Consider the following 20,930-nt stretch of genomic DNA (forward strand, 5'->3'; position numbering starts at 1 on the left):
TACAGTGCGCGACATTTCGCAGCCGAGGCTGCGGAGTCGAGTTCGTCGAATCAGCACCCCTGCCCGACCTCGTCTGTCCTGGTCACATCATGGTTCGGCTCTATCGGGGGAAAGTTCTGTGAACCAACGTCTTCGCGCCGCCGTCGTGGGTGCCGGCTATTGGGGTCCCAATCTGGCACGCAACCTACACGCCAGTCCCGATTGGGAGCTGGCGACGATCTGCGATCTGGATCCCGCCCGCGCTCAGCGTGTCGCCGACCGGCTCGGCGGGGTGTCGATCACCCAGGATCTTGATCAGGTGCTCGCCGATCCGAGCATCGACGCTGTCGCCATCGCCACACCGGCGCGCACCCATCATCCGATCGTGCTGGCGGCGTTGCGGGCCGGCAAGCACGTGATGGTGGAGAAGCCGCTGGCCGACGACCGCAACAACGGACTGGAAATGGTCCGTGAAGCCCAACAGCGGGGCCTGGTCCTGATGGCCGACCACACCTACTGCTACACGCCCGCGGTCCTCAAGATCAGGGAACTGATCCAGGAGGGCATGCTCGGCGACATCCTGTTCGTGGACAGCGTGCGGATCAATCTCGGCCTGATCCAGCCCGACGTCGACGTCTTCTGGGATCTCGCCCCGCACGACCTGTCCATCCTCGATTTCGTCCTGCCCGGCGGGCTGGACGCGGCCACCGTCGCTGCACACGGGGCCGACCCGTTGCGTACCGGCAAATCCTGTGTCGGTTATCTGAACCTGCCGCTGGCCGGGGGCGCCATGGCGCATATCAACGTCAACTGGCTGAGCCCGACCAAGATCCGGCAGATGGTCATCGGTGGCACCCGGCGGACGCTGGTCTGGGACGACCTCAACCCACAGCAGCGGCTCAGCGTCTACGACCGCGGCGTCGATCTCGCGCTGCAGTCCAAGGGATCGGCGGACAGCACCGCGTCCAACGTCTCCTACCGGCTCGGCGACACCTGGGCACCCGCGCTGCAGGAGACGGAGGCCCTGGGCAGTGTCGTGACCGAGCTCGCCGACTCCATCCGGGAGGGCCGCGAGGCCCGCACCAGCGGCACCTCCGGACTGCGGGTGCTTTCGGTGCTTGAGGCAGCCTCCGCCAGCCTGCGCTGCTCCGGAGCACCCTCCCCCATCGCCGCCACCGAGATCACCGAACCGACCCTCGCAGGAGCAACCGCATGAGCCGCCTCGAAGGCAGCAACGTCCTGGTCACCGGCGGCGCCGGCACCATCGGATCCACCCTGGTCGACCAGTTGCTCCAGGCCGGCGTCGGCAGCATCGACGTGATCGACAACCTGGTCCGTGGACGCCAGGCCAACCTGGACGACGCGTTGGCTTCGGGCAGGGCCACCCTGCACCGGGCCGACATCCGCGACCGTGACCTGGTCCACGACCTGACCAAGGGCAAGGATCTCGTCTTCCACCAGGCGGCCATCCGGATCACCCAGTGCGCGGAGGAACCGCGGCTGGCACTCGAGGTGCTCGTCGACGGCACGTTCAACGTGGTCGAAGCGGCCGCGGAGCACAAGGTCGACAAGCTGGTCGCCGCCTCCAGTGCCTCGGTGTACGGGATGGCCGAGGAGTTCCCGACCACCGAACGTCACCACCACCACAACAACGACACCCTGTACGGCGCGGCGAAGTCGTTCAACGAGGGACTGATCCGCAGCTTCCGGGCGATGAAGGGCTTGGACTACGTGGTGCTGCGGTACTTCAACGTGTACGGGCCGCGGATGGACGTCCACGGCCTCTACACCGAGGTGTTGGTGCGGTGGATGGAGCGAATCGCCGACGGCAAGCCGCCGCTGATCTTTGGCGACGGACAGCAGACCATGGACTTCGTCTGCGTACCGGACATCGCCCGGGCCAACGTGCTCGCGGCACAGGCCGACATCGTCGAGGGTGTCTACAACATCGCCAGCGGTGAGGAGACCAGCCTGCTCGGGCTGGCCGAAGCTCTGGTGACGGTGATGGGTTCCGACCTCGGTGTCGAGTTCGGCCCGGAACGTGCGGTGAACAACGTCGTACGCCGGCTGGCCGACACGTCCGCCGCGAAACGGGATCTCGGCTTCGAGGCGACCATCGGGCTGAAGGATGGGCTGGCGCGACTCGTCGAATGGTGGCTGCCGTTGCGCGAGGAGATCGCCGCCCAGCGCAAGGTGGTGGCTGCATGACCGCGCCGACCGCCACGCCCTCGCGGATCAACGTGATGAAACCGTGGTTGGGCGAGGAGGAGATCACCGCTGTCACCGAAGTGCTGCAGTCCGGCTGGGTCGCCCAAGGACCCCGGGTCGCCGCCTTCGAGACAGCCTTTGCCGAGGCGATGCGGGCGACTGAGGCGGTGGCCGTGTCCAACTGCACGACGGCGCTGCACCTGGCGCTCGTCGTCGCGGGGATCGGCGAGGGTGACGACGTCGTCGTACCGTCGTTCTCCTTCATAGCAACGGCGAACGCGCCCACCTATGTCGGAGCCCGGCCGGTCTTCGCCGATGTTGATCAGACCACCGGGAACGTGACCGCCGAAACACTGGAGGCGGCTCTCACACCGGCCACCCGGGCAGTGATCATCGTGGATCAGGGCGGGATCCCTGTTGATCTTGATCCGATCCGTGCACTGTGCGATCCCCGCGGGATCGTGGTGATCGAGGATGCCGCGTGCGGCGCCGGGTCGACGTACCGGGGCCGCCCGGTGGGCGCGGGAGCAGAGATCGCCGCCTGGTCGTTCCATCCGCGCAAGATCCTGACCACCGGTGAGGGCGGGATGCTCACCACCAGCCACCCGGAGTGGGCGATCCGCGCGAGGCGGCTGCGCGAACACGCGATGAGCATCTCTGCCGCCGACCGGCATGCGAGTCTGGTCAGCCCGCCGGAGGAGTTCGGCGAGGTCGGCTTCAACTTCCGGATGACCGACCTGCAGGCCGCCGTCGGGCTGGTCCAACTGGACAGGCTTGCCGAGGTGGTTGCGCGGCGGCGCGAGAATGCGGCGTACTACCGCAACGCGTTGGCCGATCTGGCCGGCATCCGCCTGGTCGATGATCCGGCCTGGGGCACGGCCAACTTCCAGTCGCTGTGGCTCGAGGTCGGCCCGGAGTATCCGCACGATCGCGAAGGACTGCTGGTCGCTCTCGCCCAGGCGGGAATCTCGGCCCGGCGCGGCATCATGGCCGCGCACCGGCAACCGGCCTATCGGGGGCGGGACACCGGTCGGGTGCCGCTGAGCGTCACCGAGCGACTGAACGACAACACACTGATCCTGCCGCTGTACCACCAGATCACGCAGGACGAGTTGGACCGGGTGACGACGGTCATCCGCGGAGCCGGGACGGACTGATCGTGGCGGTACTGCTGGTGGGGGTCAGCGGCTTGGCGCGGGAGGTGCTCCCGGTACTCCGGGAGAGTGGTCGCGAGGTTCTCGGGGTGCTCGACGACCGGTACGAGGTGCTGGCGCCGACGATGTCCGGCGTTCCGGTTCTGGGCAACGTCGACGACGTCGCACGGTATCCCGGAGCTGAGGTGCTCGTCTGCGTCGGTTCCGGTGCAGCGCGGGCAGCGATCGTCGACCGGATGCGGATCGATCCCGGGCGCTATGTGTCGGTGATCGATCCGACGGTACGCAATCCGGCCGGCTGCCCCGTCGGCGAAGGCTCGATCCTCCTCGCCGGCGTCACGCTCACGGCCGATGTCACGGTGGGTGCGCATGTCGTCGCCATGCCGGGGGTCACCGTCCCGCACGACTGCGTCGTCGAGGACTTCGCGACCTTGGCGTCCGGGGTGTCACTCGGCGGCGGGGTTCGGGTCGGACGGGCCGCCTACCTGGGCATGAACGCGGCAGTGTTGCCCGGCAGCAAGATCGGCGCGAACGCCACCGTCGGGATGGGCGCGGCGGTGCTGAGCGACGTGCCGCAAGGACAGACCTGGGCCGGGGTTCCGGCCGAACACTTGGCCCGCAACAGTTCGGGGGTTAGCTCGTGAAGGTTCCATTTCTTGATCTGCCGGCGCAACAGGCCGAGATCGTCGACGAAGTGCTGCCCGTTTGGCGGCGGCAGTTCGAGTCGGCGGCATTCATCGGCGGGCCGGAGGTCGCGGCATTCGAGGCCGAATACGCCGACTACATCGGCGTCGGGCACTGCATCGGCGTCGGTAACGGAACTGATGCGATCGAGATTGCCCTTCGAGCCGCCGGCATCGCCGCGGGTGACGAGGTGATCCTGCCCGCGAACACGTTCATCGCGACGGCCGAGGCGGTCTCGCGGATCGGTGCTGTCCCGGTGCTGGTCGATGTCGATGACGACTACCTGCTGATCGACCCGTCGGCTGTGGAAGCAGCGGTGACGCCGCGGACCCGAGCGATCATCCCGGTTCACATCTTCGGCCAGACGGCTGCGGTCGAGGAGCTGGAGCCGATCGCGGCCAAGCATGATCTGGTGATCATCGAGGATGCGGCGCAGTCGCAGGGCGCCTCGTCGTCGCATGGTCGGGCCGGTGCGCTCGGGCGGATCGCCGCGACCAGCTTCTACCCCGGGAAGAACCTCGGCGCCGCGGGCGACGGGGGCGCGGTGCTCACCGACGACGCCGAACTCGCAGACTTCGCACGGAACGTGTCCGCGCACGGGTCGTCGGTCCGCTACGTCCATGATCGAATCGGCTTCAATTCCCGCCTGGATGCCATCCAGGCCACTGAGCTGCGCGCCAAGCTGCGCCGCTTGGACAAGTGGAACGGCGCGCGGCGAGCGGCCGCCGACTTCTACGCCGAGTTGCTTGAGAACGTCCAGGGTGTTCGGGTGCCGATGACCCGACCCGGAAACGAGGACGTCTGGCACCTCTATGTGGTTCGGGTCGAGGAGCGCGACCGGGTGCTGGCGGAGATGGCTGCCGATGGGATCGGAGTCGCCATCCACTACCCCACTCCGGTCCACCTGACTGCTGCCTACGCGGGTCTCGGCCGCCGCCGTGGAGAGTTCCCGGTCGCCGAGGCGGCCGCGGAGCGGATCCTGTCGCTGCCGATGTTTCCGCATCTCACCGAAGCGCAGCAGGAAGGCACCGTTGCTGCACTGGCCGCAGCGGTTCGATAGGCGATCCTCCGGTGAACACTCCCACAGCCGTGCGAGTGCCGGCTCGCAGCCGGCACCAACGGCGTCCGCCGATGCAGGTGACCTTGCCGAAGCCGCTCAGATCCCGGCCGCTGGTTTCGGTCGTCGTCCCTTGTTACAACTACGGGCACTACCTTCCCCAGGCGGTCGACAGCATCCTGAGTCAGCAAGGTGTCGATCTGGAGGTGATCATCGTTGATGATCAATCGACCGACGGATCGGAGCTTGTCGCCGCCGAGCTGGCCGCCGGGAATCCCTGCGTACGAGTGATTCGCAACGAGGTCAACAAGCGGCACATCGCGACGTACAACACCGGTCTCGCCGAGATCACCGGTGACTACGTTGTGCTCCTCTCCGCCGATGACATGCTTGCCGAAGGGGCGCTCGCCCGGGCGACTGCATTGATGGAGCAGTATCCCAGCGTCGGCCTCGTGTACGGCTACTGCCCAGACTTCACCGACGTGCCCGAGCCCTCGAACCCGGCCAGGACCTGGAGTGTCTGGAACGGCATCGACTGGCTTCGCGCGGTCGCCCATCGCGGCGATAACGTCGTGATCAACCCCGAGGTCGTGATGCGTGCCTCGGTGATGAAGGACCTCGTCGGCTACGACCCGGCATTCCCGCACGCCGCCGATCTCCTGCTCTGGCTGCAGTCCGCCGCGATCTCCGACATCGGCCGGGTGAACGGAGTGCAGGCCTACTACCGTACGCACGCCAAGCAGATGCATGTCACCGACTATGCGGGCACCCTCACCGATATGCGCGAGCGGGCCGCGCTCTATCGCGCGTTCTTCACCGATGAGGGTCGTGGAGCACAGCTTCCGGGCGCCCACCGGATGCTCCGGAATGCGTTGCGAGCCACCGCGAAGGAAGCAGTGTGGTGCGCAGTGCTTGCCCGGATCGCCGACGACACCGTGGGTGGGTCGGACAGTGACGCGTTCCGAGAGTTTGCGCTGGCGAACTACCCGAAGATCCGGCAGACCATTCTGTGGCGTGATCTTGAAAGGCGCCGAACGGGACGGACGCCGATCATCCCTGACAGACAGCTCCGTTTTGCCTATCGCGCGAAATGGGCCGTCAAGTGGCGCATCTGGCGTCGGTGGGGGCTGTGATGGCCGCGGAACCCGTGGTCACGGCCCGGACCACAGCGCGCGCGGCGGGATGGAGTGGCATCAGCACGATCGTGCTGCGGCTCGGAGGACTTGCCGTCGGTGTCGTGATCGCGCGCATCCTGACCCCTGAGCAATTCGGTGTCTATGCCGTCGCGCTGACTGTCCAGTCGATCTTGATGACGGTGGCCGATCTTGGTCTGTCCGCCGAGTTGATCAAGAGCTCCGACCCAGAGCGCAAGGCTCCGACCGTTGCGACCCTCGGCCTGGTCATCGGCGCCCTGCTCACGCTCGGGACCGTGATCACCGCGTCCACGGTCGCGGATCTGCTGGGCAGCCCGGCAGCTGCGCCGGCGATCATGGTGCTCGCCTTCACCCTGCTGTTGGGCGGCGCGGGCGTGGTGCCGTATGCGTACCTGCAGCGCCGGTTCCAGCAACGCGAGCTGTTCCTCGTCTCAGTTGTCGATTTCGTCATCTCCACCGGTGTCACGCTGGTCCTGATCGCCGCAGGATGGGGAGTATTGGGTCTGGCCGTCGGGCGGCTCACCGCACAGACAGCAAGCACAACGCTGCAGTTCGTCCTCGCCAAGACGCCGCCGCGGTTCCGCATCGACCGACAGGTCGTCCGTCCGGTGCTGGCGTTCGGGCTTCCGATTGCAGGGGCGAACCTGTTGTCCTGGGCATTGCTCAATGTGGACAACGTCGTGATCGCGCGGATAGCCGGTCCAACGGCGCTGGGTTTCTACGTACTTGCGTTCAACATCTCGAACTGGCCGATGAACGCCCTGTCGCAGATGGTGCGTTCGGTGTCATTGCCCTACTTCGCCCGGGTGGACGACCGGGCCCCCGATGCGGTACCCCGCCTCGTCGCCGTCGCCTGGGCCGGCGCGCTCCCGGCGGGTGCCCTGCTGGCAGTGCTCAGCGCCTCGGTCATCCAGTTCGTCTACGGAGCCAAGTGGCTCCCTGCCGCCCCCGTGCTTGCGGCGCTGGGCATCTTCGGTGGTCTCCGGGTGGTGTTCGACATCTTCGCCGGATTCCTCTACGCCCGGGGCAGGTCCCGCCCGGTCCTGTGGGTGCAATTGGTGTGGTTCGTGGCCATCGTGATCGGAATGATCGTGGCGACCAGGGCCTACGGGATTGTGGGTGCCGGCTGGGTGCACGTGGTCGTCGCGGTCGTCGTGATCTTGCCCGCGTATGTGGTCGCCCTGAAGGCGGCGGGCGTGCGGTTGGCCTCCATCGTGCGCGAAGCCTGGCTGCCGACTGTTGCGGCCGGAGTGGCGTCGGTCGCCGCCGCACTCGTCGCATACGCACTCGACGGAGCCCTGCTCAAACTCATCGCCGGAGGACTGGCCGCCGGCATCGTCTACCTGGCACTGATGGGTCGCTGGATCGCGTCCGGGCTGCGTGCGCTGCGCCGCGGCCCGATCGACGACGCCGGAGACGTCACCCTGATCACCACCGAGCTTGAGCAGCCCAACCCCGCTTCCGACGACCGAACAGCCGACGACCAGACAACCGACGACCAGACAACCGACGACCAACCAGTCAGGAAGTCCGCATGATCAACCTGGCCGGCACTGATCGACGGCTCAACACGATCCGCTATGCACCGCACACGGCGATTGCCTCCGACAGCCTCCCGACGGTGACCGTGGTGATCACCTGTTACAACTACGCCCGCTACCTGCCGGAAGCCGTGCAGAGTGTGCTCGACCAGACCGGCGTCACCGCGAACGTGCTGATCGTGGATGACGCGTCGACGGACGACAGCCTTGCCGTCGGCCGAGCCATCGCCGCAGCCGATGCCCGAGTCCGGGTAATCGCCAACGAGCACAACCTCGGCGCCGTCGGAGCGTTCAATCGCGGTCTCGAGGAAGCCACCGGGGAATTCCTTGTCCGGCTGGATGCGGACGACCTGCTGACCTCTGGCTCACTCTCCCGAGCAGTAACGGTCATGTCGACCTTCCCGGACGTGGCACTCGTGTACGGCCATCCGTTGCACTTCTCCGGGGAACGGCCCCCGGCTCGAACAACCCCCAGCTGGTGGGATGTCTGGTCCGGGACCGAGTGGCTGGCCGCACGCTGTCTGGACGGGACGAATGTGATCACCTCGCCTGAGGTCGTCATGCGCCGAAGCGTGATCACCCGAGTGGGCGGCATGCGACCGTTGGCCCATACCCACGACATGGAGCTCTGGTTGCGGATCGCCGCCCACGCCGACGTCGCCTACATCGGCGGTGTCGACCAGGCCTGGCACCGTGAGCACTCGGCCAGTCTGTCGACGAAGGCAGAGCATCCGCTGATCATCCTGGCCGAGCTGCGGGCAGCCTTCGACGAGTTGTTCGCCGGACTCGGCCGTGATTATCCGAACGGCGCAGAACTCCATCGCAGCGCGCGGCGTGCCGTGTCCATGCAGGCGCTCGTCGAGGCGAGCAGGTTGCTTGATCGCGGCCGGCACACCGACCTTGTCGAGGACCTCGCGTCGTTCGCACTACGGGCCGACCCGAAGATTGTCCGCAGCCGACATTGGCGACACTTCGAAGCCAGCAGGAACCGGAAACTCCCGCCGACGCTGGTTGCGGCAGGCGGCACACTTCCGCGGCTGAAGCGCCGATTGCGGGAACACAGCAGAGTTCAGCGCTGGCATAGAACCGGTGTCTACGAACGGCTCATAATCACCAACTCGATCCCTTCGAGCCGACGGTCAGATCAGGCAAACCCCGAAACGAAGGTTTTTACGTCATGAGCGCACGCAAAGGACTCGACGGCCGGATAGCAAAGATCGGTCACCGACTGCATCAGGCGGGCGCCGTCCTCGTCAACCAGGGACCACGCGCGGTGGCCCAACGCGTCGCCAGGATCGCGTACAAGAAGCTGGATGCGGCCAGCCTTGGCGAGCCGCTGCTGGACGGCGACATCGCCGACTCGACCCAACTCGACCTCCCACGCCCCGAGATCAGTCCGGCGCGCTCCCAACGACTCCGGATCGGTTGGGTAACGGTGCCTCCCGCGGCCGGGTCGGGAGGACACACGACCTTATTCCGGGTGGTCGAGGCAGTTGAGCAGGCCGGCCACGAGTGCGTACTCTTCCTCTACGACCGCTACGGCGGGGATGTCTCTGCCCACGAGCGGGTCGTTCGCCAATGGTGGCCCAATCTGCGCGCAGAGATCCGAGACGCTGCAGACGGAATCAGCGGAGTCGACGCCTGCGTCGCGTCCTCCTGGGACAGTGCACACGTCCTGGCCGTCCGCGGCTCTGAGCCGATGCACCGGATGTACTTCATCCAGGACTACGAGCCGTACTTCTACGCCCACGGATCGATGTACGCATTGGCAGAAGACAGCTACCGGTTCGGATTCCGCTGCATCGCCCTCGGGGAGATGGTGGCGCGGCTGCTCCGGCACGAGATAGGTATCAAGCCTGACGTCACCGAATTCGGCTGCGACACCTCGGTGTACCGGCTGCTCAACGATCGCAAGCGATCCGGCGTCGTGCTGTACGCCCGGCCGGAGGTGCCACGCCGCGGATATTGGTTGGCCCGGCTTGCGCTGCAGCGCTTCCACGAGATGCATCCAGACATCGAGATCCACATCTATGGGGAGCGAGTATCCGGGCTTTCGTTCCCGACGACACAACACGGAAGGCTCACTCCGGCGGAACTCAACGAGTTGTACAACTCGAGCATCGCGGGATTGGCGATGTCGTTCACCAACATCTCGTTGGTCGCCGAGGAGATGTTGGCGGCGGGCGCCATCCCGGTGGTCAACGACTCGGTGCACTCCCGCGCTGACCTGGTCAACCAACACGTGGCCTGGGCAACGCCAACACCACAAGGGATCGCGGCCGCACTGAGCGCAGCGGTCTCGAACCCGGATGTGGGCGCGACGGCGCGGTCGGCCGCTGAATCAGTCCGGCAGTTCGGCTGGACCAGGGCTCAAGCAGACGTCGTTCGGATCATCGAGGACGAGGTGTACGGCGATCTTCGTGCCGTCCCGGCGCAACGAGCTGACGCATTCGCGTCGGAAGGACTCTCATGAGGACGAATTTCCATCACTTGCTGGCACAGGCTGCAGTCGCGACTCCGCAGGCGTCCGCGCTCACCTACCGTGGCCAGACGATCAGCTACGCCGAAACCTGGCGGCAGGCCCAATCCGCGGCGGCGCAGCTGCAGCGGATCGGCGTCCTGCGCGGCGACCGGATCGCCGTCTACCTGGAGAAGCGGATCGAGACGGTGGCAGCGTTCTTCGCTGCGTCGATCGCCGGGGCGATGTTCGTCCCGGTCAATCACGTTCTGAAGCCGTTGCAGGTGCGACACATCCTCGCCGACAGTGGTGCCAAGGTGTTGATCACGTCCGCGGATCGGCTGGCCCAGTTGGCACCCACTCTGCGTGAGGCTTCGGTACAAGACGTGGTTGTAGTGGGTAAGCCCGGCGACACAACCGCTGGGTGTCGGATGCACAGCTGGGAGGACGGCCAGCTAGCAGCCGACGGCGCCGAAACGCCGCCCGGACTCGTCGACATCGATCCGGCCGCAATCCTCTACACGTCCGGGTCGACGGGGAAACCGAAGGGCGTTGTGCTCAGCCACCGGAACCTCATCGTCGGTGCCGAGAGCGTGAGCAGCTATCTGGAGAACACGAGTGAGGACGTCATCCTCAGCGTTCTGCCATTGAGTTTCGACGCCGGCCTGAGCCAGGTGACCACGGCCTTCTCGGTCGGAGCACACGTGATCTTGATGAACTACCTCCTGCCGAGGGAAGTTCCGAACTTGTGTGAGAAGTACGGCGTCACGGGGCTGACCTGTGTCCCTCCGCTCTGGCTCCAACTGGTGGAGACCCAGTGGCCGGCGACCGCCGCGACAACCCTGCGCTACTTCGCCAACACGGGTGGGCGGATGCCGCGAACCACGCTCAACAGACTGCGCGGCATCTTCCCCCAGGCCAAGCCCTTCCTGATGTACGGACTGACCGAGGCGTTCCGTTCCACCTACCTCGATCCGGACGAGATCGACCGGCGACCTGATTCGATCGGCAAGGCAATTCCCAATGCAGAGATCCTCGTCCTGCGGCCCGACGGCACACGCTGTGCGCCGGGTGAGGAGGGCGAACTCGTCCATCGCGGTGCACTGGTCGGACTGGGCTATTGGAACGACCCCGTCCGCACCGCGGAGCGGTACCGACTGGTCAAGCATCCCGACCAGGACTGGCGTACCCCGGAGATGGCCGTGTGGTCGGGAGACACTGTTGTCGCGGACGATGAGGGATTCCTCTACTTCGTCGGTCGCAGGGACGAGATGATCAAGACATCCGGCTATCGGGTGAGCCCGACCGAGATCGAGGAGGCAGCGTATGCCACCGGCCAGGTGCGTGATGTCGTCGCCTTCGGGGTACCCGACCCGACCTTGGGTCAGCGGGTCGTACTGGTGGCCACGCCGACCGCCTCCGAGTTGGACGTCGACGCCTTGATCACCGCCATGCGCCAGGCGTTGCCGCTGTACATGGTGCCGTCACAGGTTGAGGTCCGCCATGAGCTGCCCCGGTCGCCCAACGGCAAGTTCGACCGGAAACTGATCACCGCGGAGGTGTCGGGATGAGGCCGCAAGATCACCGCGATCCGTTCGGCACGCTCGACGGGGAACTGCGTGTGGGTGGACAGCCGCTGAGCAGGCTCGCGGCCCGAGTGGGCTCGACACCGTTCTTCGCCTATGACCGAGGCTTGCTTGATGAGCGGGTTGACCGGCTGCGGACCGCGCTGCCGGACCGCATCGAACTCAGTTACGCGATGAAGGCCAACCCGATGCCCGCCATCGTTCAGCACCTGGCCGGCCGGGTCGACCGAATCGACGTTGCCTCCGGGCTCGAGATGCAGGCGGCGCTCGACACGACGATGTCGCCGGACAAGGTGAGCTTTGCCGGACCTGGGAAGGCACCGGCGGAGATCCATCAGGCCGTCGCGGCCGGAGTCACCATCGAGGTCGAGTCGACGACCGAACTCGAGCGCGTGATCAGTTCCGGGGACGATCTTGGTCTCGTGCCACGCGTTGCGGTGCGCGTCAATCCCGACTTCGCGGTGAAGGGCTCAGGAATGCGGATGGGTGGCGGGCCCCAGCAATTCGGGATCGATGCTGAAGAGGTGCCTGTCGTTCTGGAGAAATACGCCTCCGCAGGCGTGGACTTCCTCGGCTTCCATGTCTTCGCCGGATCACAGAACCTCAACGCGGACATCATCGCCGAGGCCCAGCGCCGCACCGTCGACCTTGTGTCGGACCTTGCCGAACATCTCTCCGCCCCATTGCGATACCTCAACCTGGGGGGTGGCTTCGGCATCCCGTACACCGAGAAGGATCAGCCGCTCGACCTGAACAAGATCGCCGAGAATCTACGCGAACTGGTCGACGGACCGATCGCCCACCGCTTCCCGCACGCCAGCCCCGTCATCGAACTCGGCCGCTACATCGTCGGCGAGTGCGGGATCTACGTCACACGGGTCTTGGACCGGAAGTCATCGCGCGGCAAGACCTACCTGGTGGTGGATGGCGGCATGCATCATCAGCTGGCCGCATCGGGGAACTTCGGCCAGGCGATCCGCCGCAATTATCCGTTGATCATCGGCAATCGCGCCGAGGCTTCGCCGGCAGAGGTCGTCAATGTCGTCGGTTGTCTGTGCACGCCGCTCGATCTGCTGGGCGACAAACTCGAGCTTCCCGCGGCACAGGTCGGTGACCTCGTGGTCATATTCCAGGCCGGGGCGTACGGCTTGACGGCCAGCCCCACGGCATTCCTGGGACATCCTGCCCCGGCTGAAGTTCTCGTCTCACCATCGCACTCGATTCCATCCAAGGAGCACCCATGAGCAACATCACCACCGAAACCCTCGATGGCGTCCGCGACGTGCTGATCTCGTCGCTGGAACTGCAGCAGACGCCGGCCGACCTGCAGCCCGACACCCCACTCTTCGGGGCATTGCCCGAGCTCGACTCACTCGGCGTCCTGGCTCTCGTCACCGATCTCGAAGAGCGCTTCGACATCACGGTTGACGATGAGGAGTTCGGAGCAGACCTCTTCGAGACGGTGGGCACGCTGACCGACTTCGTCGAGGCGAAGCTGCGGGCGAGGTAGAAACACATGGAACTTCCCAAGATCGCAATCTGCGTTGTGACTTACAACAGCGCGCCGTTGATCAACGATCTGGTCGCGTCTCTTCGCGAGGGATGTGCCGGCGCCGAATGGTGTCTGGTGTTTGCCGACAACGCGTCAACAGACATGACCATCGCTGAGATCAGGCGCTGTGCACCAAATGCGATCTTGGTCGAGACCGGTGGCAACCTCGGCTATTCGGCAGGAATCAACGCTGCGGTGCGAGCGGCTGGCGAACAGGACGCGTACCTCATCCTCAACGCCGACGTCCGCCTGGCGCCGGACTGCGTAGTGACGCTGTACAAGACTCTTGGAGATCAGGTCGGGATCGCAGTCCCGCGGCTGAACGATGCCGAAGGTGAGCTGATCTGGTCAATGCGGCGGGAGCCTACGCTGCTACGTGCTTGGGCTGACGCGCTCATCGGCGCAGAACGGGTCGGCAGGTGGTCGGCGCTGGGCGAAATGATCACTAACGAGCGCCTCTATCAAGAGGCCCGTGGAACCGACTGGGCCGAGGGGTCGACTCAGTTGATCAGTGCTGCATGTTGGCGTGCATGCGGACCGTGGGACGAAAGCTTCTTCCTATACTCAGAGGAGGCCGAGTTTGACCTGCGCGCCCGCGATCGAGGATTCGCTACGCGCTATGAGCCGAGTGCATTAGCGATCCACCTCGAGGGTGGCTCTGGATCCTCAGTTCGCCAATGGTCGCTCCTGGTCGTAAACAGGATTCGCCTGTTCAGCCGGCGTCACAACAGATTGTCGACCCTATTGTTCTGGCTGGCTATCGTCCTCAGGGAGGCAAGCCGCGCGGCCATGGGGAAGGCGACGAGTCGGGCCGCGATCCGCGACCTGGTCAGTGCCCGCCGCATGCGCGAGCGTCCTGGCCCGGCGTGGTTGTTGGGCTAACGACGCCGGCGTGTAGGCAGCGTCGCTGCTCGACGTATCAACCTTTCGCCGCTCGCTCGCGGCCCGGGCGCGGCTCTCGCGTCCGGTCGCCAGCCTGGCAGCGGCACCTGCCAGACCGAGGCACAGGAAGATCGTGCCCATGGTCATCGGAAAGGCGAAGGCGTCAAAGAAGGCAAGGCTGACGAAGCCCGACACCAGCGACCCGGCGACAGAAACCGTCAGATCACGACTCGTGGGATCCTTCGTCGCGAGAAAGCCGGAGATGAGTCGTGCAAGAGCCGCGATGAGGATGCCGACGAATGCGAGTGTGCCGAGAAGCCCGACCGTGACCAGCAATAGCAAGTACTGGTTGTCAAAGATTCGGTACTTCGGCAGAAAAGTCCCCAGCCCTCGACCAAAAAAGGGGTGTTGGACGAGGAAGGACGAAGCTACTGAGAAGCTGTCGGTCCGGGACGCGATACTTGGATCCTTCTCCGCACCAGCGAACAGATTCAACACGGACTGCACGAGGTTGGGAGCAAGGGCAGCCAGCCCCACCGTCCCGGCGGCGCCTAGACCGAGCACGACCAGGCGTTGCCTCCGAGACCATCCGATCGCGCAAACAAGAACGGCTAAGGCAGCCGACATGTAGGCCGCGCGTGAGGAAGAGATCGCGATTACGCCGCCAATTGCTAACGCGGGGAGCCACCTCAAGAACGCAGCTTTGCTGCGGTGATGGAAGGCGACATGCAGGGCGATCGGCAGGAGGATCGCGAGGATCGTCCCGTATTCCAGCGGATGGATGGCTGTGCCGGAAGGCCGGATGCGTCCGTCCCGAGTGTAGGCAGCGATCGAGGCCACAGCAGTAAGGCCCGGGATGCTGACCTGGTCCACGAGTGCCCGCTTCGTGACGAATTGCACGGCTCCCAGCGCGGCGAGAAGTCCACCACCCGCCGCCAACCGCCACGCTAGAGTCTCCATTCTCGAGCGCGTCGGGATGCCATCGTGTGTCACAAGAAGCGCACCCGACCAGGACAGCAGCGACAGCAATGCCACATCAGCGGGGCTGACCTCGTCCCGACTGATCGGCCTCGACATCGCCAGTGCATATGAGATGCCGACAAAGATCATGAAAATGGCGAGAGAGATTCGAACCGGCTCCGGGTGCATCCGAGTCCGGCGGGCGGTGCCAATATGCGCGAGAAGCCAAATCCCGAAGCTGCCGAGTCCCAGGAGCATGGACGGAGCCCCGGCGCTTCCCAGTGGTCCGATGACGAGGCGGGACGGGACGGCATAGAGGACGACGAGGTAGATGGTGAGCCACGAGACGGCGTCGAATCTGCGGCGCACGCCCGACCCTTCTACCACGGTCAGCGACGCTGGCCTGACCACGCTGGCCGACTCCTTGCAACGTTGCTGAGGACCGACTCGTCAACCTTGTCGCCCGAACGGCCGGAGTGTCGAACGGTCTCTACGGACGTGGACGGCGATGCTTCCGGCAGCGGCGAGGAGGCCACAACACGCGGATCCTTCGTTGCGTGATCGGGGCCGGGGCTCCTGTCAGCAGTCGGCTCCGAGCCTGGCTCTACTGCGGGCGTCATTCTACGCTTGCGACGCAGCGCGATGCCGTCCACCGCGAAGACGACCAACGCGGTCAACGCGAATCCGACGGCGACCGCGGCCACCGTCGTTCGGACCATGGCGCTATGGCTGGGTTCAGCTCTGGAATCGATGACTAGCGGAGTGGACCTAACATCACTTTCCGTCGGGGCGCCGACCTTCGCCTGGATTCTCGCGAGATTGGGGGGGGATCGAACTGACCGCATAGTTGAGAGCCTTCAGCGTCCCCTCCGCGGTGGTGTCCTCGACGTCCACGGCGATCACCGGTCCGCCGGTGGAGTCGTCGATCGATACATCAATGCTCGCAGTCGGAGCGGCCGCTTCCATCTGGGCACGCGCGTCGGCGCTGGCGTAATACGCGACAAGCACGCGACCCGGCAAATCCAGGCCGTCGAGGGCCAGAAGCGGGTTGGATGTCGTCTTGAGCGTCTCCTGCGAGGGGAGTAGCAGCACAAGGCCACGAGCCGTGTACGTCGGCGGGCTCGCAACAGCTGCCCCGTACCCGAGCGCTCCAGTGATGAGCAGTCCGGCCATCAGGAGATACCACCTGCGCCGGAGAGCACCTAAAAATTCGGCCAATGCCACAATATCGGACTGTAGTCAAGGGCTGCACGTGTTGCTGGCGTTTTGGGATATCAGGGCGTTTCCAAGCGGCTCGACGCGCCGAAGTTTAGGCTGCTTTCAGGCGGGTCGCGTCGGCCTGCACATCCGAATGTCGATGTACCCCGGGAGACAGCACATGACGCTCTGGGATCTGGTGTTGGCGTTTTTCCGACGGTGGCCCGTACTGCTCGTAGGAGCATTGATCACGTGCACCTGCGGGGGCCTCGCAACCCGGGACAACGGTGTCTACTGGACACGCACCCAGGTGATCTTGTTGGCGCCGAAGGAGTGGTACCCGAACAAGCTGGAAGTCAGTCCTTGGGAGGTCACCAAGGCGACCGGCGTCGTCGTCAAGCGAGTTGTCGGCGCGGGCAGCCGGATCAAGTATGCGTCTCCGGAAGCCACCATGATCGGTACGTCGAATGTCCGCGACGGGACCTGGATTCGACAAGAGGATAACGGCGGGCAATGGTCTGTTGGCCTCACATCGCCGGTGATCATCGTGGAAGCGGTCGGGCCAACTCCGGAACGGGCTCAAGAGCTGCAACAAGTAGCGGCCAACCTTATCGCTCACAACCTTGCGCAACTTCAGCGGGACTGGGGGGTGAATCCCAAGTTGTGGATCACAAGCACTGTCGCACCAGCGCCCGCGGTGATCTATCACGTGACCGGAAGCAAGCCGCGGGCTCTGGGGATGACTGCCCTGCTTGGGGTCGGGATAACTCTCGGTTTCGTTCTTGCGCTCGAGTACCGAGTACGCCGGCGAGCGGAGACCGACGCGGACGCACCCGAATCTGAATTTGTCATATTGGACGACGCGGCCGGCGCCCCAGTAACGAACTGATTCGGGGCACGCGCTACCGCACCCGTTTCACGAGACTTGCCAGGAGATCTCGCGAATCTCCTATGCCCAGGCGGTGACCGACGATCGCCCGAATCGTGTCTGGGGTGTCGTCCTTCGTGACGCTGAAGCGGCCCTGAAGCCACGCACCCGGCCGGGCAGGGAGCCTGTCGCTGGAATAGACGGACCGATACCCACGATTCTTGAGAGCGGCTAGTACACCTCGGTCGAAGCGACCCAGCGGCAGAGCTGCCTGGTCGACCGGTCTGCCGATGGCACTCGCCAGCACAGCACGCGCTTCAACGAACTCCTTATGTTGCTGCGCCGCGCTGAGATGACGCCACGGAATGTGCTCCCAGCCGTGGCTGCCGATTGTCATGCCAGCCCTCCGCAACTGCTTGAGACCCTCAATAGTGACGCTGTCTCTGTCCTCGAGTCGGCCAGCGACGATGAAGAAGGTTGCCGTGAGCCCGCGCTGCAACAAGGCGGGCAGTGCCACCTCGATATCCGAGGCGTTCCCGTCGTCAAAGCTCAATCGAACGTGCGGTTGATCGACAACAACATCGAGTACTTCTGAGAATCGCTCCTCCGTTATCCAGTATCTGGATTCCCCTGCTTCTCGCTCGCGTGCACATCTGCCGATGCCGTGAAAGCAAATGTTGATCATGAGGTTTGAGGTCTACCTGTCAGGGTCCCAGTGCGAGTGCTTTCGTCCCGCCCCCAGGCGTGGCCAGCCTTCGGATGACGGCGCGCCATCACTGCGGCCCCGAACGTGAGCACCAGGTATGGGACAGTCGCGGGTGCCAGCCACGGTTCGTGCCGAACGACATCCCGCATCCATGCCCACCGGTCTGAATGCCGTACCGAAACATCGATCTCCCCGGCGACACTAGCAGCGCGCATCTCGGCGTTGCCCCGGCGAACCCGAACCAGTCGTCGGAATAGATCCCGCGTGGTGTACGGCGCTTCAATCGTCACGACCACATCGCGCGTCTCCACCTTCTCCGCTTCCGAAAACAGAGAGTCGAGGAAGAGGTCATCGGCAATCATCAACGGGAAGGCGCCGAACCGCGCCCTTCCCTCTTCGGACAAAGCGATCATTCCCCGCCCGAAGAGCCCATTGCGGAACACCGGAAGCCGCTCGTAGATCGCGGAATATGCACGCACTATCGACGGTCGCCCAGCCTTGTCGACGCGTCGGCTCGGGACGACGGCCAATACGCGGGAGTCGTGTTCCAATCGTTCCAAGATCTTCGTTACGCCGTCGCGAGGAACGACGATGTCTGCGTCGAGATAGATGCGCGGGAAGGTTGTTGCGATCTCGTCGCCCGCGTTCAACGCTGCACCCTTCCCGGGCTCTGGGCGATCAACGACCACAACTCCGGGACGGCGCGCCACCGAAGCCGTCTGATCGCTACACCCGTTCGCGATCACGATGATCTCTAGGGGTGCTTGACCCTGCTGTTCGAGCAGCGCATCGAGCGTGGCATTGATCACCTGTTCCTCGTTGTGCGCTGCGATTACGACACTGGGCATTATTCGTATTCCTGTCCTGCGCGGCCACTTCGTAGCCTGGCCTGGTCTTTGGCCCCATGGCACGAGACTAAGCCAGCAAGAACCGCCCCACGGGTAATACGGACAAGTCAGGTCAACAGACCTAGTGGACAGCTGCCCGGTCCGCGCTCCGGCCCGCAAAATCCGTCCAGAGCTGGAGATATCGCACGAAATCGTGGCGGGGCAGATAGCCTTACCCTGGGTGGCACGTTCAGCCTGCGCCGATCTCGGCGGCGTGGGCCGTCAGCCTCGCACCCGCGTCGCATGTGATGCGTGCGAACGTGAGTGTCCAACCGTGGCTTCCAGCAGGGATTCGTCGTCTGAGGTCGCGGTGACCGAAACAACGAACTTGAAGGTTGCACGAATGAGGCCAGGCGCTGTCAATGATTCCATCCGCTCCCTTTCGGTCAGCCTCCGACCGATCAAGACAGACGACGCGGCGACGATCGGAGAATTCCTCCACCGCCACCTCAACAGATCGGTCACACCGCAGGACTGGACCAAGCTCATCCACACTCCTTGGAAGGTCGATGCGCCGAACCACGGATTCCAATTAACCAACGGCGACGCCATCGTCGGCGCGTACCTTGCCGTCTACAGCGTGCGAGGGGGCGAAGCGGGACCGGTGCGCGTTTGCAACCTTGCGGCATTCTGTGTCCTGAAGGAATTCCGCATGCACGGGCTTCGACTAGCACGCGCGCTGCTGGCACAGCAGGACTATGTATTCACAGATCTGTCGCCGAGCGGAAACGTAGTCGGACTCAATGAACGTCTCGGTCTGCGACGGCTGGACACGTCGACTCGGCTCGTGGCCAACCTGCCGAGCACACCAAGGCGAGGCATCCGAGTATCCGGTGATCCCGAGGTCATCGCGAGAGTACTTCGACACGGAGATTCTGATGTCTATCGCGACCATCGCGCGGCTGCCGCCGCGCGGCACATTGTCGCGGAACACGCTGGAGGCTATGCCTATCTGGTATTCAGACGTGACCGACGCAAGGGGCTTCCACTCTTTGCATCGCCGCTCTATGTCGGTGGGGACCCGGCAGTCCTTGAGGCCGCATGGCCGAGTGTCACATCTCATATCCTTCTTGCTCACCATCTGCCGGCAACACTCGCGGAACGCCGCATCCTGGGGTTCACTCCGCGCAGGGGATTCGAACTGAGGAGTCCAAGGCCAAAGATGACCCGAGGCGGGAGGCTCGCTGCCACCGACATCGATTATCTGTACAGCGAACTCGCGCTGGTCGAGTGGTAGCTGTTCAGGTATTAGGGGCGAGAGCTGAGCCGTCATCCCAGGTATTTCGGGCAAAAACGTTTCCGAGACCACCATTGGAGAAACTCGTTGTGGCCCCCCAGACGCCACACTTTCCGGAACGACCTCGCTCGAAGACATTGTCGATAACCACAATCTGCGTGGGATCGCTCCCGAACTTCTTGTTCGGGTTCTGTCCGAAACTGGCGCAGAACCCGCCAGGCGTCGCCTTCACCAGATTGTCCTCGAAGCGGAAATCCTTGAGCTTAGCGAAGTCCCCAAATATCTGCATAGATCCGGTGCAACCCCCGCCGGTAGAGTTGTCCTCGGGGGTACAAGCCACGGTGTTGTGTCGAAGAACAACATTCGACCCGCCATTCGACAAGAAGCCATTCAGGTGCTGCGACCCGATGGGGTTCATCTGGTCATGCAGTAGTGAATCCTCGATCGTGCAGTCACTGCACTGCACGCTGGTCTGGCCGCCGCGGATCTCGCTACGGCGGACGACCAGGTTCTGGAATCCAATCGCGGGCGCCCTAACGTTGCCGGCGTCGACTTCGCTGTCCTCAAGCGTGAGCCGGGCCGTCTCCGGGCTGACGTCGATCCATCCATGGATCCGACTGGATCGGATAGTGACGTCGGGCGCCCGTACCGCCAACTGTTCGCAGGAGATGACCGCATCCTCGATCACCGTCTTCGGCTGATCGAGGGTACAACTCCCCCGATACTTGGTCAGCGTTGTTCCCTCTGGTACCCCCGTATTGGATTCACTCGGGAATGTGGTCTGAACCGAAGACGGGGACTTCGAGGGCTTTGGCGGCGA

The 20,930-nt window shown here is 64.6% G+C and carries 19 protein-coding genes and 1 pseudogene; 15 read left to right on the forward strand and 5 right to left on the reverse strand.

Annotated elements, in window-relative coordinates; all coding sequences use genetic code 11:
* The first annotated feature begins 118 nt into the window (after positions 1-118).
* The 13 genes from GJV80_RS14800 (at position 119) to GJV80_RS14860 (ending at position 14,255) form a co-directional block, all read left to right on the forward strand.
* Positions 119-1,195 (forward strand): Gfo/Idh/MocA family protein, encoded by a 1,077-nt coding sequence (locus GJV80_RS14800; RefSeq protein ID WP_154688549.1) that lies wholly within the window; start codon positions 119-121, stop codon positions 1,193-1,195.
* Entirely contained in the window at positions 1,192-2,187 is a 996-nt protein-coding gene (locus GJV80_RS14805; protein ID WP_154688550.1) for an NAD-dependent epimerase/dehydratase family protein, read from the forward strand. The genes GJV80_RS14800 and GJV80_RS14805 overlap by 4 nt, the downstream gene beginning before the upstream one ends.
* Positions 2,184-3,344, forward strand: coding sequence for a DegT/DnrJ/EryC1/StrS aminotransferase family protein (locus GJV80_RS14810; protein WP_230207717.1), 1,161 nt, complete (start codon positions 2,184-2,186; stop codon positions 3,342-3,344). Before GJV80_RS14805 ends, GJV80_RS14810 begins: the two co-directional genes overlap by 4 nt.
* 2 nt (positions 3,345-3,346) lie before the next feature.
* Positions 3,347-3,985 (forward strand): acetyltransferase, encoded by a 639-nt coding sequence (locus GJV80_RS14815; protein ID WP_230207718.1) that lies wholly within the window; start codon positions 3,347-3,349, stop codon positions 3,983-3,985.
* Positions 3,982-5,085: a DegT/DnrJ/EryC1/StrS aminotransferase family protein gene (locus GJV80_RS14820; protein ID WP_154688551.1), complete on the forward strand. Its 1,104-nt coding sequence runs from the start codon at positions 3,982-3,984 to the stop codon at positions 5,083-5,085. The genes GJV80_RS14815 and GJV80_RS14820 overlap by 4 nt, the downstream gene beginning before the upstream one ends.
* Positions 5,086-5,162: 77 nt before the next feature.
* Entirely contained in the window at positions 5,163-6,215 is a 1,053-nt protein-coding gene (locus GJV80_RS14825) for a glycosyltransferase family 2 protein (protein WP_195908940.1), read from the forward strand.
* Positions 6,215-7,774 (forward strand): lipopolysaccharide biosynthesis protein, encoded by a 1,560-nt coding sequence (locus GJV80_RS14830; RefSeq protein ID WP_195908941.1) that lies wholly within the window; start codon positions 6,215-6,217, stop codon positions 7,772-7,774. The genes GJV80_RS14825 and GJV80_RS14830 overlap by 1 nt, the downstream gene beginning before the upstream one ends.
* Entirely contained in the window at positions 7,771-8,958 is a 1,188-nt protein-coding gene (locus tag GJV80_RS14835) for a glycosyltransferase family 2 protein (RefSeq protein WP_154688554.1), read from the forward strand. The genes GJV80_RS14830 and GJV80_RS14835 overlap by 4 nt, the downstream gene beginning before the upstream one ends.
* Positions 8,955-10,250: a glycosyltransferase family 1 protein gene (locus tag GJV80_RS14840; RefSeq protein WP_154688555.1), complete on the forward strand. Its 1,296-nt coding sequence runs from the start codon at positions 8,955-8,957 to the stop codon at positions 10,248-10,250. The genes GJV80_RS14835 and GJV80_RS14840 overlap by 4 nt, the downstream gene beginning before the upstream one ends.
* Positions 10,247-11,806, forward strand: a complete 1,560-nt coding sequence (locus tag GJV80_RS14845; protein WP_154688556.1) for an acyl-CoA ligase (AMP-forming), exosortase A system-associated — start codon at positions 10,247-10,249, stop codon at positions 11,804-11,806. Before GJV80_RS14840 ends, GJV80_RS14845 begins: the two co-directional genes overlap by 4 nt.
* Entirely contained in the window at positions 11,803-13,065 is a 1,263-nt protein-coding gene (locus GJV80_RS14850) for a pyridoxal-dependent decarboxylase, exosortase A system-associated (RefSeq protein ID WP_154688557.1), read from the forward strand. Before GJV80_RS14845 ends, GJV80_RS14850 begins: the two co-directional genes overlap by 4 nt.
* Positions 13,062-13,331, forward strand: coding sequence for an acyl carrier protein (locus GJV80_RS14855; protein ID WP_154688558.1), 270 nt, complete (start codon positions 13,062-13,064; stop codon positions 13,329-13,331). The genes GJV80_RS14850 and GJV80_RS14855 overlap by 4 nt, the downstream gene beginning before the upstream one ends.
* Before the next feature lie 6 nt (positions 13,332-13,337).
* Positions 13,338-14,255, forward strand: coding sequence for a glycosyltransferase family 2 protein (locus GJV80_RS14860; RefSeq protein ID WP_154688559.1), 918 nt, complete (start codon positions 13,338-13,340; stop codon positions 14,253-14,255).
* A gap of 306 nt (positions 14,256-14,561) precedes the next feature.
* Here the strand turns inward: GJV80_RS14860 and GJV80_RS24610 are convergent.
* Both GJV80_RS24610 and GJV80_RS14870 read right to left on the reverse strand, forming a co-directional pair.
* Positions 14,562-15,473 (reverse strand): annotated as a pseudogene (locus GJV80_RS24610) (O-antigen ligase family protein); the annotation flags it as partial.
* A 516-nt stretch (positions 15,474-15,989) separates the two neighbouring features.
* Entirely contained in the window at positions 15,990-16,439 is a 450-nt protein-coding gene (locus GJV80_RS14870) for a Wzz/FepE/Etk N-terminal domain-containing protein (protein WP_154688561.1), read from the reverse strand.
* Positions 16,440-16,593: 154 nt separating this feature from the next.
* Between GJV80_RS14870 and GJV80_RS14875 the strand changes: the two genes are divergently transcribed.
* On the forward strand, positions 16,594-17,301 hold the full coding sequence (locus GJV80_RS14875) for a hypothetical protein (RefSeq protein WP_154688562.1): 708 nt from the start codon (positions 16,594-16,596) through the stop codon (positions 17,299-17,301).
* A gap of 13 nt (positions 17,302-17,314) precedes the next feature.
* Here the strand turns inward: GJV80_RS14875 and GJV80_RS14880 are convergent, their stop codons facing one another.
* Together GJV80_RS14880 and GJV80_RS14885 are read right to left on the reverse strand one after the other, a co-directional pair.
* Entirely contained in the window at positions 17,315-17,965 is a 651-nt protein-coding gene (locus tag GJV80_RS14880) for a polysaccharide deacetylase family protein (RefSeq protein WP_154688563.1), read from the reverse strand.
* Complete coding sequence (locus GJV80_RS14885) at positions 17,962-18,834, reverse strand: glycosyltransferase (RefSeq protein WP_154688564.1); 873 nt, start codon at positions 18,832-18,834, stop codon at positions 17,962-17,964. The genes GJV80_RS14880 and GJV80_RS14885 overlap by 4 nt, the downstream gene beginning before the upstream one ends.
* A 349-nt stretch (positions 18,835-19,183) precedes the next feature.
* On the opposite strand from GJV80_RS14885, the gene GJV80_RS14890 reads away from it, so the two are divergent.
* Positions 19,184-20,110 (forward strand): hypothetical protein, encoded by a 927-nt coding sequence (locus GJV80_RS14890; RefSeq protein WP_230207720.1) that lies wholly within the window; start codon positions 19,184-19,186, stop codon positions 20,108-20,110.
* Between the two features lie 4 nt (positions 20,111-20,114).
* Here the strand turns inward: GJV80_RS14890 and GJV80_RS14895 are convergent, their stop codons facing one another.
* Positions 20,115-20,798: a hypothetical protein gene (locus GJV80_RS14895; protein WP_154688565.1), complete on the reverse strand. Its 684-nt coding sequence runs from the start codon at positions 20,796-20,798 to the stop codon at positions 20,115-20,117.
* Positions 20,799-20,930: the final 132 nt, after the last annotated feature.

Source organism: Microlunatus sp. Gsoil 973, from assembly GCF_009707365.1.
GTDB lineage: Bacteria > Actinomycetota > Actinomycetes > Propionibacteriales > Propionibacteriaceae > Microlunatus.

Excerpts from the sequence above, each read along its gene's own strand:
- GJV80_RS14805 (WP_154688550.1), top strand. The coding sequence starts at position 1,192 with ATGAGCCGCCTCGAAGGCAGCAACGTCCTGGTCACCGGCGGCGCCGGC.
- GJV80_RS14810 (WP_230207717.1), top strand. The coding sequence starts at position 2,184 with ATGACCGCGCCGACCGCCACGCCCTCGCGGATCAACGTGATGAAACCG.
- GJV80_RS14830 (WP_195908941.1), top strand. The coding sequence starts at position 6,215 with ATGGCCGCGGAACCCGTGGTCACGGCCCGGACCACAGCGCGCGCGGCG.
- GJV80_RS14835 (WP_154688554.1), top strand. The coding sequence starts at position 7,771 with ATGATCAACCTGGCCGGCACTGATCGACGGCTCAACACGATCCGCTAT.
- GJV80_RS14840 (WP_154688555.1), top strand. The coding sequence starts at position 8,955 with ATGAGCGCACGCAAAGGACTCGACGGCCGGATAGCAAAGATCGGTCAC.
- GJV80_RS14845 (WP_154688556.1), top strand. The coding sequence starts at position 10,247 with ATGAGGACGAATTTCCATCACTTGCTGGCACAGGCTGCAGTCGCGACT.
- GJV80_RS14850 (WP_154688557.1), top strand. The coding sequence starts at position 11,803 with ATGAGGCCGCAAGATCACCGCGATCCGTTCGGCACGCTCGACGGGGAA.
- GJV80_RS14855 (WP_154688558.1), top strand. The coding sequence starts at position 13,062 with ATGAGCAACATCACCACCGAAACCCTCGATGGCGTCCGCGACGTGCTG.
- GJV80_RS14860 (WP_154688559.1), top strand. The coding sequence starts at position 13,338 with ATGGAACTTCCCAAGATCGCAATCTGCGTTGTGACTTACAACAGCGCG.
- GJV80_RS14875 (WP_154688562.1), top strand. The coding sequence starts at position 16,594 with ATGACGCTCTGGGATCTGGTGTTGGCGTTTTTCCGACGGTGGCCCGTA.
- GJV80_RS14880 (WP_154688563.1), bottom strand. The coding sequence starts at position 17,965 with ATGATCAACATTTGCTTTCACGGCATCGGCAGATGTGCACGCGAGCGA.
- GJV80_RS14885 (WP_154688564.1), bottom strand. The coding sequence starts at position 18,834 with ATGCCCAGTGTCGTAATCGCAGCGCACAACGAGGAACAGGTGATCAAT.